The organism is Corynebacterium lemuris, from assembly GCF_024919295.1.
Lineage (GTDB): Bacteria > Actinomycetota > Actinomycetes > Mycobacteriales > Mycobacteriaceae > Corynebacterium > Corynebacterium lemuris.
Genome location: NZ_JANWTC010000011.1, coordinates 71997 through 88234 on the forward strand (window position 1 = coordinate 71997; position 16238 = coordinate 88234).

14 protein-coding genes and 1 tRNA gene are annotated in these 16238 nt (G+C 67.7%); 7 read left to right on the top strand and 8 right to left on the bottom strand.

All coding sequences use genetic code 11. The annotated features are described in order from the left end of the window. Positions 1-20: 20 nt before the first annotated feature. A complete protein-coding gene (locus NYP18_RS12880; RefSeq protein ID WP_259428614.1) occupies positions 21-1148 on the top strand; it encodes an acyltransferase family protein in 1128 nt (375 codons plus the stop codon). On the opposite strand, the gene NYP18_RS12885 is transcribed toward NYP18_RS12880, so the two are convergent. The 3 genes from NYP18_RS12885 to NYP18_RS12895 are packed head-to-tail and all read right to left on the bottom strand — an operon-like array spanning position 1064 to position 4849. Next, the gene (locus NYP18_RS12885) at positions 1064-4177 is read right to left on the bottom strand and encodes an alpha-(1->3)-arabinofuranosyltransferase domain-containing protein (RefSeq protein ID WP_259428615.1); all 3114 of its coding nucleotides are present in this window, start codon (positions 4175-4177) and stop codon (positions 1064-1066) included. The genes NYP18_RS12880 and NYP18_RS12885 overlap by 85 nt on opposite strands. Before the next feature lie 3 nt (positions 4178-4180). Next, on the bottom strand, positions 4181-4378 hold the full coding sequence (locus tag NYP18_RS12890) for a DUF2613 domain-containing protein (protein ID WP_259428616.1): 198 nt from the start codon (positions 4376-4378) through the stop codon (positions 4181-4183). Between the two features lie 18 nt (positions 4379-4396). Further along, positions 4397-4849 (bottom strand): universal stress protein, encoded by a 453-nt coding sequence (locus NYP18_RS12895; RefSeq protein WP_259428627.1) that lies wholly within the window; start codon positions 4847-4849, stop codon positions 4397-4399. Positions 4850-4976: 127 nt separating this feature from the next. Here NYP18_RS12895 and NYP18_RS12900 point away from each other — a divergent pair, with 127 nt between their 5' ends. The 3 genes from NYP18_RS12900 (at position 4977) to NYP18_RS12910 (ending at position 8304) form a co-directional block, all read left to right on the top strand. Further along, the gene (locus NYP18_RS12900) at positions 4977-6179 is read left to right on the top strand and encodes a glycoside hydrolase family 3 N-terminal domain-containing protein (RefSeq protein WP_439648099.1); all 1203 of its coding nucleotides are present in this window, start codon (positions 4977-4979) and stop codon (positions 6177-6179) included. 84 nt (positions 6180-6263) lie between these two features. Further along, positions 6264-7964, top strand: coding sequence for a VanW family protein (locus NYP18_RS12905; protein ID WP_259428617.1), 1701 nt, complete (start codon positions 6264-6266; stop codon positions 7962-7964). Between the two features lies 1 nt (position 7965). Further along, positions 7966-8304, top strand: coding sequence for a DUF2200 domain-containing protein (locus tag NYP18_RS12910; protein WP_259428618.1), 339 nt, complete (start codon positions 7966-7968; stop codon positions 8302-8304). A gap of 183 nt (positions 8305-8487) precedes the next feature. Here NYP18_RS12910 and NYP18_RS12915 read toward each other — a convergent pair. Then, a tRNA-Gly gene (locus NYP18_RS12915) sits at positions 8488-8561 on the bottom strand. A 119-nt stretch (positions 8562-8680) separates the two neighbouring features. Here NYP18_RS12915 and dcd point away from each other — a divergent pair. Continuing rightward, positions 8681-9244, top strand: coding sequence for a dCTP deaminase (gene dcd, locus NYP18_RS12920; protein ID WP_259428619.1), 564 nt, complete (start codon positions 8681-8683; stop codon positions 9242-9244). Between the two features lie 74 nt (positions 9245-9318). Beyond that, a complete protein-coding gene (locus tag NYP18_RS12925; RefSeq protein ID WP_259428620.1) occupies positions 9319-10641 on the top strand; it encodes a UDP-glucose dehydrogenase family protein in 1323 nt (440 codons plus the stop codon). On the opposite strand, the gene NYP18_RS12930 is transcribed toward NYP18_RS12925, so the two are convergent. Further along, on the bottom strand, positions 10638-11873 hold the full coding sequence (locus NYP18_RS12930; RefSeq protein WP_259428621.1) for a YibE/F family protein: 1236 nt from the start codon (positions 11871-11873) through the stop codon (positions 10638-10640). The genes NYP18_RS12925 and NYP18_RS12930 overlap by 4 nt on opposite strands. Positions 11874-11909: 36 nt before the next feature. On the opposite strand from NYP18_RS12930, the gene NYP18_RS12935 reads away from it, so the two are divergent. Continuing rightward, complete coding sequence (locus NYP18_RS12935; protein WP_259428622.1) at positions 11910-12869, top strand: LLM class oxidoreductase; 960 nt, start codon at positions 11910-11912, stop codon at positions 12867-12869. A gap of 3 nt (positions 12870-12872) precedes the next feature. On the opposite strand, the gene NYP18_RS12940 is transcribed toward NYP18_RS12935, so the two are convergent. From NYP18_RS12940 to NYP18_RS12950, 3 genes are all read right to left on the bottom strand, one after another. Then, positions 12873-14138 (bottom strand): pyridoxal phosphate-dependent aminotransferase, encoded by a 1266-nt coding sequence (locus NYP18_RS12940; RefSeq protein ID WP_439648100.1) that lies wholly within the window; start codon positions 14136-14138, stop codon positions 12873-12875. 242 nt (positions 14139-14380) lie between these two features. Continuing rightward, positions 14381-15019 carry a DUF1707 SHOCT-like domain-containing protein gene (locus NYP18_RS12945; protein ID WP_259428624.1) on the bottom strand — a complete coding sequence of 213 codons (639 nt, stop codon included), beginning with the start codon at positions 15017-15019 and terminating at the stop codon, positions 14381-14383. An 83-nt stretch (positions 15020-15102) separates the two neighbouring features. Next, on the bottom strand, positions 15103-16014 hold the full coding sequence (locus NYP18_RS12950) for a cytochrome b/b6 domain-containing protein (RefSeq protein WP_259428625.1): 912 nt from the start codon (positions 16012-16014) through the stop codon (positions 15103-15105). Positions 16015-16238: the final 224 nt, after the last annotated feature.

Below are 16238 nucleotides of genomic sequence, written 5' to 3' on the forward strand. Positions count from 1 at the left end.
GAAGCGGGAGGTGTGGCCGCATGTCCGTTCCATCCTACAAACCACGCCACCTGCCCGGACTGGAAGGACTGCGCGCCATCGCGGCCTTCGGGGTGGTGCTCACCCACGTGGCCTTCCAGACAGGGGTGGACCCGCGCTCGCTGGCCGGTTCCGTGCTGGCCCGCTTCGACTTCTTCGTCCCCGTGTTCTTCGCGCTGTCTGCCTTCCTGCTCTGGCGCAACCACCACGGCGACCGGGAGGCGGGCACCATCGGCCGGTACCTGGTCAACCGCACCGGCCGGATCCTGCCCGCCTACCTGGTGTGTGTTGTGGCGGTGATCCTGCTGCTGCCGGAGGCCTCCCGGATGAGCGGGGAGCAGATCCTGGCCAACCTCACCCTCACCCAGGTCTATGTCGTCGACGGACTGGCCCCCGGCCTGACACACCTGTGGTCCCTGAGTGTGGAGGTCGGTTTCTACCTGGTCCTGCCGCTGCTGGCGCTGAGCATCGGGCGGCTGCCCCGGCGCGGGCGGGTCCTCACGATCCTCGCCCTGGCCGTGCTCAGCCTGGGCTGGGCCTGGCTGCCTTTTGTCACGGCGGGCCCGGATGCGGCCGCCGGCATCCCCAACCGGCAGATCTGGCCCGTGGCGTACGCCCCCTGGTTCGCGGTGGGCATGATCGCGGCGGAGTTCTCCGGGCGGGTGCCGGACCGGGTGCGTCGGGTGCTGGGCTGGCGGTGGGCGTGGTGGTGGCTGGCGCTGATGACGGCCTGGCTGGCGGGGCAGGAGTGGTTCGGGCCGGTGGGCCTGACCCATCCTGAGCCCGCGGAATTTACCCGCCGGGTGCTGGCGGGCACGGTCTTCGCCTTCGCGGTGGTCGTGCCGGAGGCCCTGGACCCGGGTGCGCGCTGGCTGGCGAGTCCGGTGATGAAGGCGCTGGGGCGTTGGTCCTACTCGATCTTCCTGTGGCACGTGGCCATGCTCTCGCTGGCCTTCCCGCTGCTGGGTCTGAATTACTTCTCGGGGGGTTTCTGGCCGGTGCTGGCGGTGACGCTGGTGCTCACCCTGCCGGTGTCGGCGGCCAGTTATGTCTTCCTGGAGGAGCCGGGCAAGAGGCTGGTCAGGGCGGCGACGAGCAGGAGGGCCAGGGCGGTGGAGTCACCGGCGTAGTCCCCGACGGGCCAGGGCCCGCGGGCCAGCCAGGCCCCGGTGACGCTGAGCAGGGAGAAGGCGAGTAGTCCTGCGGGGATGATCGTCAGCCGCAGGACCAGCAGGGCCCCGGCCGCGGCCAGCAGGCCGGGCCAGCCGGCGAGCAGCCAGGCGGCCACTACCCCGAGGATGAGCAGGCCGGGGCCGGTCCGGTTGTCCGGGACCTCTCGTTCCCCGGGCCGGGTGCGGAGCAGCAGCACCAGACAGCCCAGCACCGTGAGCAGGGCGAGGACACCCCCGCCGAAGAGCAGGCCCCGGTAGGCCGGATCCCCGGCGAAGCTGAACTCCACCCGGCCACCCGCGCCGGCGGGCACGCCGAAGGCCTGGGTGGCGGCATCCACGACCGCCGGTTCGAGTTCCTGCCCGCCGAGGTGGGCACGCAGCCCGGGGTTGGCGGAACGGCCGGTGATGAGCAGTCGGTCGCCGTCCGCCGGCGCGATATCCGTGCCTGTCGGCTCCCACGCCGGGGAGGGGTCGAAGCCTTCCTCGGTGAGGGTGGCCCATTCCGCGCCGGTGGACAGGCGGTGGACACCCGGTTCCAGGTCCACGACAGCGCCGGGGGCGTGCACGGCGTCGTCGAGGAGGACCTCGGATTCGGCGGGGGCGTCGACAAGTACCCGCATCGGGCGCGGCGCGGTGAAATCGCGGATGATGTGCCCGGTGTCCAGGGTGAGCCGCTGGAAGAGGAACTGGCGCACGTCCGGGGAGGTGTCCGGCACGGTGACCACCCGTTCCAGCGGGTGTCCGTTGACCGTGACCTCGGCGATGCCCACCGGCTGGTCCTCGGTGAGGGTGATCCGCAGAGACTCGAAGTCACCGCGCAGATGGAAGGTGGTGGGTTCCTCCCCGATCTCGTGGAGCCGGCCGTGGAGGTTGACCGTGGTCCCGGCGGTGGCGCTCAATGTGACGGCCGGATCCCGCAGCACCCGGTCGGGGCGCAGCTCCAGCCACTGCCCGTCCGGCGGTCCCGGCGTCGGCCACCAGGCGGTGTCCGGTTCACCGTCGACTGCCGCGGTGAGCGAGCGCGCCGGGTCGGCCCCGCCGAAGCTGCCCGCATCGGCCGCCGAGGAGCTGGCGGTGACGGTGCCGCCGCGGGACTCCACCCGGGTGAAGGGGCCGGCGGAGGGGTAGTCAGGCACGACGTTACGGGAGCCCACGCCCTCATCCAGGTCGGCGAGGGGTGCGGAGACCGCCCCGTCGAGGGTGCCGTAGTGGCGCACCGTCAGCGCCGGGGTATCGGTGACCACCTCCGCGCCTTCCTCGACAAGCACGCGCGGGCCCGGGCCGTGGATCATGTCGAGCACCGCCAGGCTCTCCCCGCCGCCGGCCACCCGTACAGGTTCCTGGTCGGCGAGCATGAGGTCGGCGGCCGGGTCGAAGATGACCACCGCCAGCTGGTCCTCCGCACCGAAGTGGTGGACGGTACTGCCGGTGGCCTCAGCGAGCCTGTCGACGTCGATCTCCGCCACCCCCGTATCCAGGTCGCCGCGGTGCAGCACCGCACCGATGCCCAGCCGCCGCAGGACATCCGCCCCGGCCGCCGGATCGTGGTGCAGCACAGCCATCACCCCGTCGAGGCCGCGGATGGCCTCCGGGTCGATGAGGGGGACGGCGTCGCGGACGGCCCACGGGACATCCAGTAGCGGCTGGGCGGGTTCGTCCCGGGTCCAGCCCCAGGTCTGCCGCGCGAAGGAGGCCTCCGGGATGATGAGCGTGCGCGTGCCCTGCGCCTGCGCGTTGAGCAGGTTCGTCGCCTCCTGCCAGTAGGCGGGCACATACTCGTAGGCCCCGCGCGGCAGCAGCCGGCCCGACCAGGCCGGCGCCAGCGAGGCCACGCCGATGACGATGACCAGCGCGGCAGCCGCTTCACGACGCCCCGGTTCCAGCACCACCCGCCAGCTGCCCGGCGTGCGCAGCGGCACACCGAGCGCCGCCACCCCGACCAGCAGCGGGATACGCACCAGCGGATCGAATTTGTGGAGGTTGCGGAAAGGGGCCAGGGGACCGTCGAGAAGCGCCAGCCACTGCGGGCCCAGCGGGCCATGGGCGGCGCCCAGAATGACCACACCGAACAGCAGCATGCCCACCCACATCCGCCGGTGCGGGGTGGTGCGCAACGTGAGCCCCCATAATCCGAGGGCCGCCACCGCCGTGGTCGCCAGCACCATCGTCGGGGAGGAGGCCAGCAGGTGGCCGGCCTGGCGTTCGGTGTCCACGAACGGTGCCCAGCTGGTGGTCCCGCGCAGGATCTCGATGAGGTTGAGCCAGCGGGTGGTCACATACGCGGACTCGATGAAATCAGTGAACGGGGCGGAATAGCGCCCCAGCACCAGCAATGGTCCGATCCACCACAGGCTCACCAGCAGGCAGCCGGCCAACCAGCCCAGCAGTGTGCCCGCCGCCCGACCGTCCCGGCGCAGCACCCGCCACGCGATGACCAGGCCCGCCGGCAGACAGGCCGCGATGGTGGCGGTGGCGTTGACCGCCCCCATCAGCGCCACCGGCAGCGTCGCCGCGGTCACGGCCCGCCAGCCCAGCCGCCCCAGGAAGGGCAGGACCACCCAGGGGGCGAGCATCACCGGCCAGGTCTCCGAGGAGATCGCCGTCAGCGTGGTCAGCGTGCGTGGCGAGAGCGCGAAGAGAAACGCGGCCAACACCCGGAACGGTGTGCTGCCGATGTGCAGGCGCCCCACCAGCAGCAGAAAACCTGAGAAACCCACCCCGGTGACCAGCCACCACCACAACCGCTGCGCGATCCAGTCCGGCAGCGGATCAGTGAGCACGAAGAAGGCCCCGTGCGGGAAGAGATAACCGTAGGCCTGGTTCTGCAGCTGGCCCAGCGTGAACGTGTCCGTCCAGGCATGCGTGGCCTGCGCGAGGAAACCCGCCGGGTCGACCGTCAGGTCATGTTTCGTGTCGGCGGCCACCAGCCCCGGCGGCTGCAGGAAACTGAGCAGCCCCAGGAGCACCCAGCCGAGGAGGTGCGGCACGAATCAGCCGCGGGTGCCGTACTCCGGGCCGCCGAGCAGGGCGTCCTCGGCCGGCACGGCGTTGCCCTGCGGCACGGTGTCCTGACCCGAGAAGGAGGCGACCCCGATGACGGACACCACGCCCAGAGCCACACCGACGACCGCGCTGGCGATCACCGAGCTCACTGAGCGACGGTTGACGGAAGGGGAGGAGTAGGACATGGCTGCAGATCCTACCCCCTAATTTTCCGGCGGAACAATGAACACCGGCACCCCACCATGGTGCAGCACGCCCTCCGCTGTGGAGGTCTGCCAGAACGATTTCCACGCCGAGGCCCCCCGGGTGCCGGTGACGATGACATCCGGTTCCAGCTCCCGGGCCGCATCGACGATCGCCGACCACACCGAGGTCTCCGACTCCACGAGGTGGGCACGCGCCGCCAGGCCCAGGGACTCCGCCAGCTCCACACCCTCGTTGCAGATCTCCCGGGCCCGCGCATAGGCCGGATCATTCTCCTCCGTGTCCGTCACCCACTCCGCCTGGTGCAGCCCCGACATACTCACTGCCCGCGCTGCCGCCCGGTGCAGCGGCTCCCACGCCGTGAGCAGTTCCACACTGCGCGGGGAAAGCAGCTGGGCAGCTGCCGTGATGGCGCGCCGGGCCTCCCGAGATCCGTCAAAGGCGATGAGCATCGTCGTGGCCACGGGTGAATTCACATTCCTTAAGAGTGCAGGGCTGGTCCAGTCCCAGTCTAACGACGACTCATGCACAATAAGGGGGAACAGGACACCCGGAACACCCCAGGAAAGGACGGGCCGCATGATCAGCAGCCGCGGCATCGCGCGACTCCTGGGCGCGGCCCTGAGTATCGGGGTCCTGTCCGGCGGGTTGACCGCCTGCGCGGAACCCGCGGAGCAGCCTGCCCCGGTGAGCACCACCCCGGAAACAAGCTCGACGATGACGAGTACGGCGGCGTCGGCAAGCAGCACCCCGGCCGCCGAGCCCACACCCGAGGAGCTGGCCCGCCAGCGCGTCCCGCAGGAGCAGCGTGCGAAGGCGGCATCGCTGATGGTCGTCGGCGTGGACAACTACGACGACGCGCTGGCGAAACTGCGTCAGGGCGCCGGCGGGATCTTCATCACCAGCTGGGCGAACCCGGAACTGCTGACCACCCCGGGTCGCAACATCGTGGCCCTGCGTGAGGCTGTCGGCCGGCCCTTCTCGGTGTCCATCGACTACGAGGGCGGGCGCGTGCAGCGCCACGAACACGTCATCGGTAGCCGGATCTCCGCCCGCGAGATGGCGGCCACCATGAGCCTGCAGGAGGTGGAGCACTACGCCCGCGATCTGGGACATTCGCTGCGCTGGCACGGCGTGACCGTCAACTTCGCACCCGTGCTGGATGTGGATGCCGCCGGGCTGGAGATCGTCGGCGACCGCGCTTTCTCCACCGACCCGCAGGTCGCCGGCGACTACGGTGCCGCCTTCGCCCGCGGACTGGGCGCGGCCGGTGTCACCCCGGTGTTCAAGCACTTCCCCGGCCACGGGCAGGCCAGCGGCGACACCCACCTGGAACTCGCCGTCACCCCGCCGATCGAACAGGTCATCGCCCACGACCTGCCGCCCTACGCCACCGCCCTCGCACAGTCGGATGGTGCCGTGATGGTCGGCCACATGGTCGTACCCGGTCTCGGCGACGGCTTCAGCCCCTCCAGCCTCGACCCGGCCGTCTATGAACTCCTGCGCAGCGGCAACTACCCCGGCGGCGTGCCTTTCGAGGGCGTGGCCTACACCGATGACCTCACCGGCATGCGCGCGATCACCGACCGCCACACCCTGCCCCAGGCGGTTGTCGCCGCCGTTAAGGCGGGCGCGGACCGGCCGCTGTTCTCCACCAGCGGAGAACTGGGCGCCGCCATCGACGCCCTCGACGCAGCGGTCACCGCCGGGGAGATCCCCGCGGAGCGTCTCGACGAGTCCGCCTACCGCGTGCAGCTCCAACTGCTCACCTCGGGGAGCTGAATCGGGTATTTCCGGGGCGTTTCCGGGCCGTTTCCGGCTCCGCGCAAGTAGGCAAACCTGTGCACGGCAACTAGTGTGAAAACTGTGAGTCAGTCAAAAAGCCAGGACAGCGGTGGGCGGGGCACCCGCATCGCCGCCGGCGTCATCGCCGGTATCTTCGCCCTCCTCGCCGTCGCCTACGGGGTGGATTACTTCCTGACCAAGGGGAATGTCCCCCGCGGCACCACCGTCGGCGGGGTGGACATCTCCGGCATGAGCCCGGCGGATGCCCGCACCACCCTCGAGCGTGAACTCGGCGGCGTGGTCGATGAACCCGTCACCGTCACCGCCGGCGACCGGACGGTCGAGTTCATCCCCGCCCAGGCCGGCCTGAGCATAGACTTCGCGCAGACCGTCGAGGAGATCGGCACCGAATCCGCCAACCCCATCCTGCGCCTGCAGGGCCTGTTCGGCTCCGGCACCGAGGCCGAGATCGTCTCCGCCACCGATGACGCCGCCCTGGCCCCCCAGCTCGAGCGCATGCACTCCGAGCTCAGCGCCGAACCCGCCGACGGCCGCATCGAGCTTATCGACGGCCGCGTCCAGGTCACCGAGGCCATCAACGGCCACGTCATCGACCCCGCCGCCCTCCGTGAGGGTGTGACCACCGACTGGCTCGACCCCGCCGGCATCGAGGTCGACGCCGAGGTCACCCCGCCCGCCATCGATGCTGACACCGTCGCCGCCACCGCCGAGGGGGACGCCGCCGCAGTCATTTCGGGACCGCTGACCGTGACCGGCCGCGACGACATCAACGGCCTCATCCCGCCGGAGCGCATGGGTGAGGTCGTCACCTTCGTCCCCGAGGACGACCGCCTGCGCACCGACATCAACGTCGAGGCCGCCCAGGGCATCCTCGATGAGACCCTCAGCGAGACCGAGTCCACCCGCCGCAACGCCGACATCACCTTCTCCGGCGGCTCCCGCCAGATCACCCCGCACAGCGACGGCGTGCAGATCAACTGGGAGACCACCCTGGAGGGCTTCCACGACCGTGTCCTGAGCACCGACCCCGAGGACCGGCAGTGGGAGGCCGAGTACGAGGACGACCCCGCCACCTTCACCACCGAGATGGCCGAGGTCGCCACCTTCGACGAGGTCGTCGGCGAATTCACCACCTCCGGTTACTCCGCCTCCTCCGGCGTCAACATCCAGCTGGTCGCCAGCACCGTCAACGGCGCCATCGTCGCCCCCGGGGACACCTTCTCCCTCAACGGCTACACCGGACCCCGCGGCACCGCGCAGGGTTACGTCGACTCCGGCATCATCATCAACGGCCGCGGCGGCACTGCCGTCGGCGGCGGCATCAGCCAGTACGCCACCACCCTCTACAACGCCGCCTACTTCGCCGGCATGGAGGACGTCGCCCACACCCCGCACAGCTACTACATCTCCCGCTACCCCGCGGGACGCGAGGCCACCGTCTACGAAGGTGCCATCGACCTGCAGTTCCGCAACAACTCCCAGTACCCCGTGCGCATCGAGAGCACCGTCGGCGGCGGCAACGTCACCATCCGCCTCACCGGTGTGAAGACCGTCCAGGTCGAGTCCGTCAACGGCGGCCGCTGGGCCCCCACCCAGCCGCAGACGATGAACGTCTCCGGCAGCGACTGCAGCCCTTCCGGCGGTGCCCCCGGTTTCACCACCTCCGACACCCGCATCATCCGCGACCTGGCCGGCAATGAGATCAGCCGCGAGGTGCAGACCACCGTCTACGACCCGCAGCCGATCGTGCGGTGCTCCTGAGATGTCTGAGCGCCTGTTCCGCTACTCCTTCGTCGAGATCCACCGTCTGTACTTGAACAAGGTGGAGCGCAAGGGGCGGACCGCCGGGGAACTGGATGAGGTCCTCAGCTGGCTCACCGGCTACACCGCTGAGCAGCTGCGGAGCTTCGAGGGCGATCTCCGGGAGTTCTTCGCCGCCGCCCCACTCATGAACGACAACACCGGGTTGATCACGGGCGTGGTCTGCGGCGTGCGCGTCGAGGACATCAAGGACCCCCTCATGCAGCAGATCCGCTGGATGGACAAACTCGTCGACGAACTCGCCCGCGGAAAGAAGATGACGAACATCCTGCGGGGTTAAGAGTGGGAGAGTTGAGCAACTTTCCTGTTCACGACGCGCCCCCTGCGGCGGGCAGCTGTTTTTTCTGATCAACTCTGCGGAAAATCCGCTTGATCTGAGCAGGAGTTGATCAGAAAAAGCCCAGAACGGGGTGGCAGCACAAACGCCCCGCGGCCCGGTTCAGGGCGGCGGGGCGTTGATGAGTGGAGCCGGCGACGGGAATCGAACCCGCACTCTCAGCTTGGGAAGCTGATGTTCTACCACTAAACTACGCCGGCGTCTGTGCAGCTCAGTGCACTGCAACACACTGTAGCACCCGCCCGGGCACTGACCGGAAACCGGGGCGGAAATCGCCTGGTGGGGCGGTGGTCACAGGTGCTGACGTACACTCGGACTCGTGCTTCTCTCAGATCGTGACATCCGTGCCGCCATTAACTCCGGTGACCTGGGTATCGAACCCTTTGAACCGGCCAACATCCAGCCCTCCAGTGTGGATGTGCGGATGGACCGCTTCTTCCGGGTGTTCAACAACTCGAAGTACACCCACATTGATCCGAAGTTGCAGCAGGATGAGCTGACCACCCTCGTCGAGGTCGATGAGGGGGAGTCCTTCGTCCTGCACCCGGGGGAGTTCGTGCTGGCCTCCACCCTGGAGAGGTTCACCTTGCCGGACAACCTCGCCGGCCGCCTGGAGGGCAAATCCTCCCTGGGGCGTCTCGGCCTGCTCACGCACTCCACCGCGGGTTTCATCGACCCGGGTTTCAATGGCTACATCACCCTTGAGCTGTCGAATGTGGCGAATCTGCCGATGACGCTGTGGCCGGGGATGAAGGTGGGCCAGCTGGCGTTGTTCAAGATGTCCTCGCCGGCGGAGGTGCCCTACGGTTCGGGCAAGCTGGGTTCGAAGTACCAGGGCCAGCGTGGGCCGACGCCCTCGAAGGCGTACCTCAACTTCCCCTGAGCACACCCCCACATGAGATGACATTCATTTTCGTTTAATGCTCAGTTCATGTCCGACGGGTAAAACTTGGGGACATGCGTATGACTGTCATCGGTACCGGATACCTGGGTGCAACCCACGCCGCCTGCATGGCTGAGCTCGGCCATGAGGTCCTGGGCGTGGATGTGGATTCCGCCAAGATCGACTCCCTGAAGGCGGGCACCGTCCCCTTCTACGAGCCCGGCCTGCCGGAGGTGCTCAGCCGGAGTCTGGACTCGGGTCGCCTGGACTTCACCACCGACTACCAGCGGGTCGCCGACTTCGCGAACGTGCACTTCCTGGGTGTCGGCACCCCACAGAAGCGCGGTTCCTATGCCGCGGACCTGACCTATGTGCGGGCGGTCATCGCGGACCTGGTCCCGCTGCTGGAGGGCGACCACATCATCTTCGGCAAGTCGACCGTGCCTGTGGGCACCGCCGATGAGATGCAGGAACTGGCCGACAGCCTCGCTGGTCCGGGCACGAACGTCGAGATCGCCTGGAACCCGGAGTTCCTCCGCGAGGGTTACGCCGTGCAGGACACCATTTCCCCGGACCGCATCGTGCTGGGTATCGGCCGGGAGGGTAGCCGTGCGGAGGAGGTTGCCCGGGAGGTCTTCGCCAAGTCGATCGAGGAGGGCACCCCGTTCCTGGTCATGGACCGGGTGACCTCGGAGCTGGTGAAGGTCTCCGCGAACGCTTTCCTGGCCACGAAGATCTCCTTCATCAATGCAGTCTCCGAGATCTGCGAGATCGCCGGTGGTGATGTGACCAAGCTGGCGGACGCCATCGGCCATGACGACCGCATCGGGCGGAAATTCCTCGGTGCCGGCCTCGGCTTCGGTGGTGGTTGCCTGCCCAAGGACATCCGCGCATTCATGGCCCGCGCCGGTGAACTCGGTGCCGACCAGGCGTTGACCTTCCTGCGTGAGGTCGACGCGATCAACATGCGCCGCCGGGACCGCGTGGTCCAGCTGACCCGTGAGCTTTGCGACGGCAACCTGCTCGGCCACCGCGTGACGGTGCTGGGCGCGGCCTTCAAACCGAATTCCGATGATGTGCGGGATTCCCCGGCGCTGTCGGTGGCCGGTTCCCTCTCCCTGGCGGGTGCGGATGTCTCCGTCTACGACCCGCAGGCCATGGACAACGCCCGGAAGGTCTTCCCCACCCTCGGTTACGCCGATTCGGTGGAGGAGGCGTTGGAGGGGGCTGATGTGGTGGTCCTGGCCACCGAGTGGGCCCAGTTCCGGGAGCTGGACCCGGTCGCGGTCGGGGAGCTGGTGGACCGGAGGGTCATCATCGACGGCCGCAACGTCCTGCCCGTTGAGAAGTGGCAGGACGCCGGCTGGGAGATCCGCGCCCTCGGCCGCACGCTCTAAACCGTCGCACTGCCTGCCGACGCCGCCTTCTCCCGCACCGTCCACGCCGCGATGAGGGTGGTCAGCGGGACGGCCATGGTCAGGGCGAGGGCGCCGATGCCGGAGCGCAGCAGCTCGGTGGCGACGACGTCGCTGGTCAACGTCTGGCTCAGCGGTCGTTCCGCGACGCTGAGGAGCAGCAGCATCGGCAGGGAGGCGCCGGTGTAGGAGAGCACGAGGGTGTAGACCATCGAGGCGATATGGTCCCGGCCGACCTTCATCGCCCCGAGGAAGAGCCGCCAGGGGGTAGCCTCGGGATCGAGGTCGGCGAGTTCGGTGACGGTGGAGGCCTGCGCAATGGTGACGTCGTTGAGCACGCCGAGTGCACCGATGATGAAGCCGCACAGCAGCAGGCCGATGATGGAGACCTCCGGCAGGTAGAGCAGGATGTTGAGGTTGTCGTCGGAACCCAGGCCACGCAGGTGCGAGGTGTCGATGGCCACCTGCGCCAGACCTGCTGCGATGCCGAGGGCGATGAGGGTGCCGCCGAGCGCGGAGGCGGACTTCCAGTTCACCCCGTGCACGAGCGGCACGACGATGATGAGGATCGCGGAACCCGCCACCAGCGCCAGACCTAGGGGGCTGCCGCCGTGCAGCAGCGCGGGCAGCAGGAAGACACCGATGCCGACCATGGTGATGACCAGGCCGATCAATGCCCGGAAACCGCGCCAGGCGGCGAAGACGACAATCATCAGCGCGATGACCACGCCCCAGGTGACCAGCGGGACGGTGCGCTGGTAATCGGAGAAGGAGTAGACGGGTCCCTCCGGGGTGGGGGTCTCCGCGAGCATGATCCGGTCGCCCTCGGCGAGCCGGGGCTCACCGGGCATGCCGTAGTGGACGAGCTGGGTGCGCCGGCCCTCGTTCTGCCCCGAGGTGATCTCCACGAGGGAGCGTTCACATGCGATGCCCTCCTGGCCGGGCGGGCTCAACGGCGAGCCGTCGAAGACGGTGCCGGTGGACGGGGAGGCGCAGGCGGCGGCGTCGGCAAGCGTGACGGTGCCGGTGACCTGCGTGTGGTTGAGGTTGAAGGTGGTGGCGAAGTCCTCGGAGACGTTCGGGGCCTCCGTCGGCGGCCACAGCCGCCACAGGCCGACGAGGGTGGTCAGCACCGCCACCGCGAGAAAACCGAGCAGCGCCCACCGCCAGGGTGAGGTCGCCGGTGGTGTGCCTGTTGCCTGGTGTCTGCCCATGGTTGTTGAGGTTAGCCGCGGCTACCATCGGCGGGTATGGTCCCCCCGTTCTCGCTTTCCGACGCCCCCGTCACCGCCCTGCCCGGTTTTCGCCGCACCTTCCCCCGTGGGCGCCTGACCCTGGGGCTCTTCCTCCCGGTGGACGCCGGCCGGGCCGAGGAACCCGACGTCGACATCATCCGGCAGGTGGAGCTGGTGCGCCGCGCGGAGGCCGCAGGTTTTGCCGCGGTATGGCTGCGTGACATCCCGCTGCGGGATCCGGACTTCGGGGACGTGGGGCAGGTCTGGGACCCGGTGAGCTACCTGGGGTACCTGGCGGCGTCGACAAGCAAGATCGCGTTAGGCACCGGCGCCGTGGTGGCGCCGCTGCGGCACCCGCTGCACCTGGCGAAGCAGGCGGCGAGCATCGATCATCTCAGCGCCGGACGTTTCCTCTTCGGCGTGGCAACCGGTGACCGCTCGAGCGAATTCCCCGCCTTCGGGGTGGCGGAGGGGGAGCGCGACGCCGTCTTCCGGGAACACCTGCAGGTGATGCAGCAGGCGTGGACCACGGAGAAGCGGGGGATCCGCTGGTCGGGCGGCCGGATGTGGGGCGGGGACGTGGTGCCCAAACCCCTGGCGGTGCGTCCGCCGCTGCTCACCGTCGGTTCCTGCCTGCAGTCGATGGCCTGGCACCGCGAGCACGCTGACGCGCACGTCACCTACCAGCGGCCGCTGCCGGTGCAGAAGAAATACCTGGACACCTGGCGGGAGGAGGGCAATGACAGGCCCTTCGCCATGTCGATGTCCCTGGACCTGCACCCCGACCCCGGGGCAGCGGCCGGGCCCATCAAATTCGGCTGGCGGGTCGGTGTGCGGCACCTGCGCCGAATCCTTCACGAACTGGAGGACATGGGTGTCGATCACGTCATCCTCGGTCTCAAGCGCGGGAGCCGGCCGGCCGGGGAGATGCTCGATGAGCTGATTGAGCAGGTCGTCCCAGCCTTCCACGCCTGAGAGCTACTGCTTGTAACTGACCAGGAAGTTGCCCAGCCGCTCGATGGCGTTCTCCAGCTGGGAGGCCCACGGCAGGGTGACCAGGCGGAAGTGGTCGGTGTGCGGCCAGTTGAAGCCGGTGCCCTGCACCAGGAGGATCTTCTCCGCACGCAGGATGTCGAGCATCAGCTTGGAGTCGTCGTGGATCTCGTAGACGTTGGGGTCCAGACGCGGGAAGGCGTAGAGGGCACCCATCGGCTTCACACAGCTGACACCCGGGATCTCGTTGAGCTTCTCGAAGGCCACGTTCCGCTGGTTGAGCAGACGGCCACCTTCACCGGTCAGTTCGAAGATGGACTGGCGGCCACCCAGGGCCACCTGGATGCCATGCTGCGCAGGGACGTTCGGGCACAAACGCGTGCCGGCGAGCAGCTCCAGACCCTCGATGAAGCCCTTGGCGTGCTCCTTCGGTCCGGTCAGCACCATCCAGCCCGCCCGGTAGCCGGCCACCCGGTAGGCCTTGGACAGGCCGTTGTAGGTGATGGTCAGCAGGTCCGGGGCCAGGGTGGCCAGGGAGATGTGTTCAGCGTCGTCGTAGAGGATGCGGTCATAGATCTCATCGGCCAGGATGAGCAGCTGGTATTCGCGCGCGACGTCGACGATCCGCTGCAGGACCTCCCGGGAGTACACCGCACCCGTGGGGTTGTTCGGGTTGATCACCACGATGGCCTTGGTGTTCTCGGTGACCTTGGCGCGGATATCCTCGATGGAGGGGTTCCAGTCGTCCTCCTCATCGCAGAGGTAGTGCACCGGCTTACCACCTGCCAGGGAGGTGGCGGCCGTCCACAGCGGGTAGTCGGGGGCCGGGATGAGCACCTCGTCGCCGTCGTTGAGCAACGCCTGGGTGGTCATCGTGATCAGCTCGGAGACACCGTTGCCCAGGAAGACGTCCTCGACGTCGAAGTCCGGGAAATCGTCGATGAGCTCGTAACGGGTGACCACGGCGCGGCGGGCCGGGATGATGCCTTTCGACGTCGAGTAACCCTGCGAGGTGGGCAGCGCGGCGATCATGTCCCGCATGATCACGTCGGGGGCGTCGAAACCGAAGGTGGCCGGGTTGCCCGTGTTCAGCTTGAGGATGTGGTGGCCGTCCGCCTCCAACCGCTCCGCCTCCGCGGACACTGGGCCGCGGATCTCGTAGAGTACGTCCTTCATCTTGTTCGACTGGTCGAACACGCGGGGACGTCGGCGGATGGTTGTCGGGGAGTCGGTCTCGCTCATGATGTGCATTGTGCCACTCTCCGCCGGACTGAGTAAACCAAGCATGCGTGCCCCTGGACCCGAGGACCCTGGTGTGGGGTCGGATCCGGTACCGACCCTGAACCGCAGTCAGGGGACACGAAACCGTGGCGGGCCCTGGAGGATGGAGTCAGGCCTTGGTCAGCGCCGGCAGCCGGTACGTCGCCGTGTTGGACAGGTGGGAGGAACTAATTGGTCCCCGGAAGCGGCTCCGGGAGGAGCAGTGATTCTTGTCAGTCCCGGTCTGATTTTCCCCGGTCCAGGGCCTTGTTCACAAAGCCCATCGCCTTGTTCGTCAGCTCCGCTGTCTGTGCGCGTCGTTCCGCCCGTAGTTCGGCCAGTTTGTCCTGTTCCGCCAGCCGCAGTTCCGCTGCACGCAGCTGCTCCGCAGTCCGCAACTCCCTGATCCGCTGCCTGTCGAGCGCCCGCGAGCTCGGCACAAACCAGGACTTCGGCCCGATCTTCATGATGTAGAGCAGGATCCACAAGGTCGGGATCAGCAGAAGCAACAGAGGAGAGAAGGGCGTGGTCCCGGCCAACAGGATTGACGCCGCCGCACTGCCCACGGTGGTCAGGCCGAGAAGGCCGAAACGGGTCTTCTGCCCGTCCCGGAAAGCGCTCTCAATCTCCTGCGCCGAGTACAGCTTGCCCACCTCGGTGCCGGGGGCACCCTGAAACTGTGGGATGTCCTGGAAGAGCGGTGTCAGATCGCGGTGCAGGTCCGCTTTCGCAATCTCCGCGCACCGTCGGTCATATTCGTCGACTGTCAGCCGACCCTCCGCAAAGGCACGACCCAGCGTGGACATGGCGGCGTTGCGCTCAGCATCACTCAGTCTCATGTCCGGCTGATTGGCGGGGTACCTCATACTCATGCTTCCAATCCTACTGCTGCCTGACTGATGTGACCTCCGGGAATTCCCTGATCAATTCCGCATGACCGCAGCAACCACCCTGATCAGCGGGCAGTCACTTCGCCGAACCTCTGCGCGAGCGGGGCGATCAGGGACGGACGAACAGCGATAAGGCCTACGACGATCGCGGCCAAGGACAGAACGAAGAGACCAAAACCCGTCCAGTTTGTGGAGTCCTGCGCGGCGTACATGTGGTTGAGGTTGCGCAGAGCACCGGTGGCGAAGACCAGGATCACATGGATAACCGTGAAAATCACGAAATAGACCATCACGGGCAGGTGCACCCCTCGGGCGAGAGCGATCGGAAAAGTATCGCTCAGTGCCTTGTTGTTCTTCGGCCAGTACTCGGACAACCGCAGGCCTGTGAGGATCGCCAGGGGGGCGGCGATAAAGACGGTGATGAAGTAGGCCAGTTCCTGCAGACTGTTGTAGTTGACCCAGGAATTGTGGGTGGGCCAGTCCAGGGACAGATACTGCAGGCCAGCGGAAATTGCGTTCGGGAAGACCTCCCAGCTGGTCGGCACGATCCGCGCCCAGTGCCCGGTGGTGAATAGCAAGATGTAGAACACCGCACCATTGACGATCCACAGCAGATCCAGGACCAGGTGTATCCACAGTGTCAGGCTGATCTTCTTCCCTCCCCGCTTTGACCGCCAGTAACCCCGCGGTCTGCGCTCCCGGTTGATCTGGATTCCGGTCCGGATGATCAGGAAAAGGAAGAACATGTTGAAGAAGTGCTGCCAACCCACCCAGGCGGGGATGCCGGTCGGAGTGTTTTCGGGCAGCTCATATTCACCTGGATAGCGGGTGATGAACTCCGCTACAGGCTCCAGCCCCACCAGCCAGCGTGCGGCGAGCGTGGCGATGGCGGCGCTGACGATAAGCACAAGGAGGATAAAGCTACCCGTGACATACCACTGCTTCCGGGTCAACGGAGTCAGCAGCTGTGTTCGCACGGAGCGTTGCTTGGGCTGCTTCCGGGTTTCATCGTCGACAGTGGTCGCGTCCTGTTGCGCTGAGCTGCTGGATCCAGGCGGGGGCACGGTAGCACTGGGAGACGCTGGGGGCGTCGGCAAGGGAGTTGAAATTGCAGCACCGGGGGCGGGGACGGCAGCACCGGGGGCGGGGACGGCACCACCGGGGGCGGGGACGGCAGCACCGGGGGCGGGGACGGCACCAC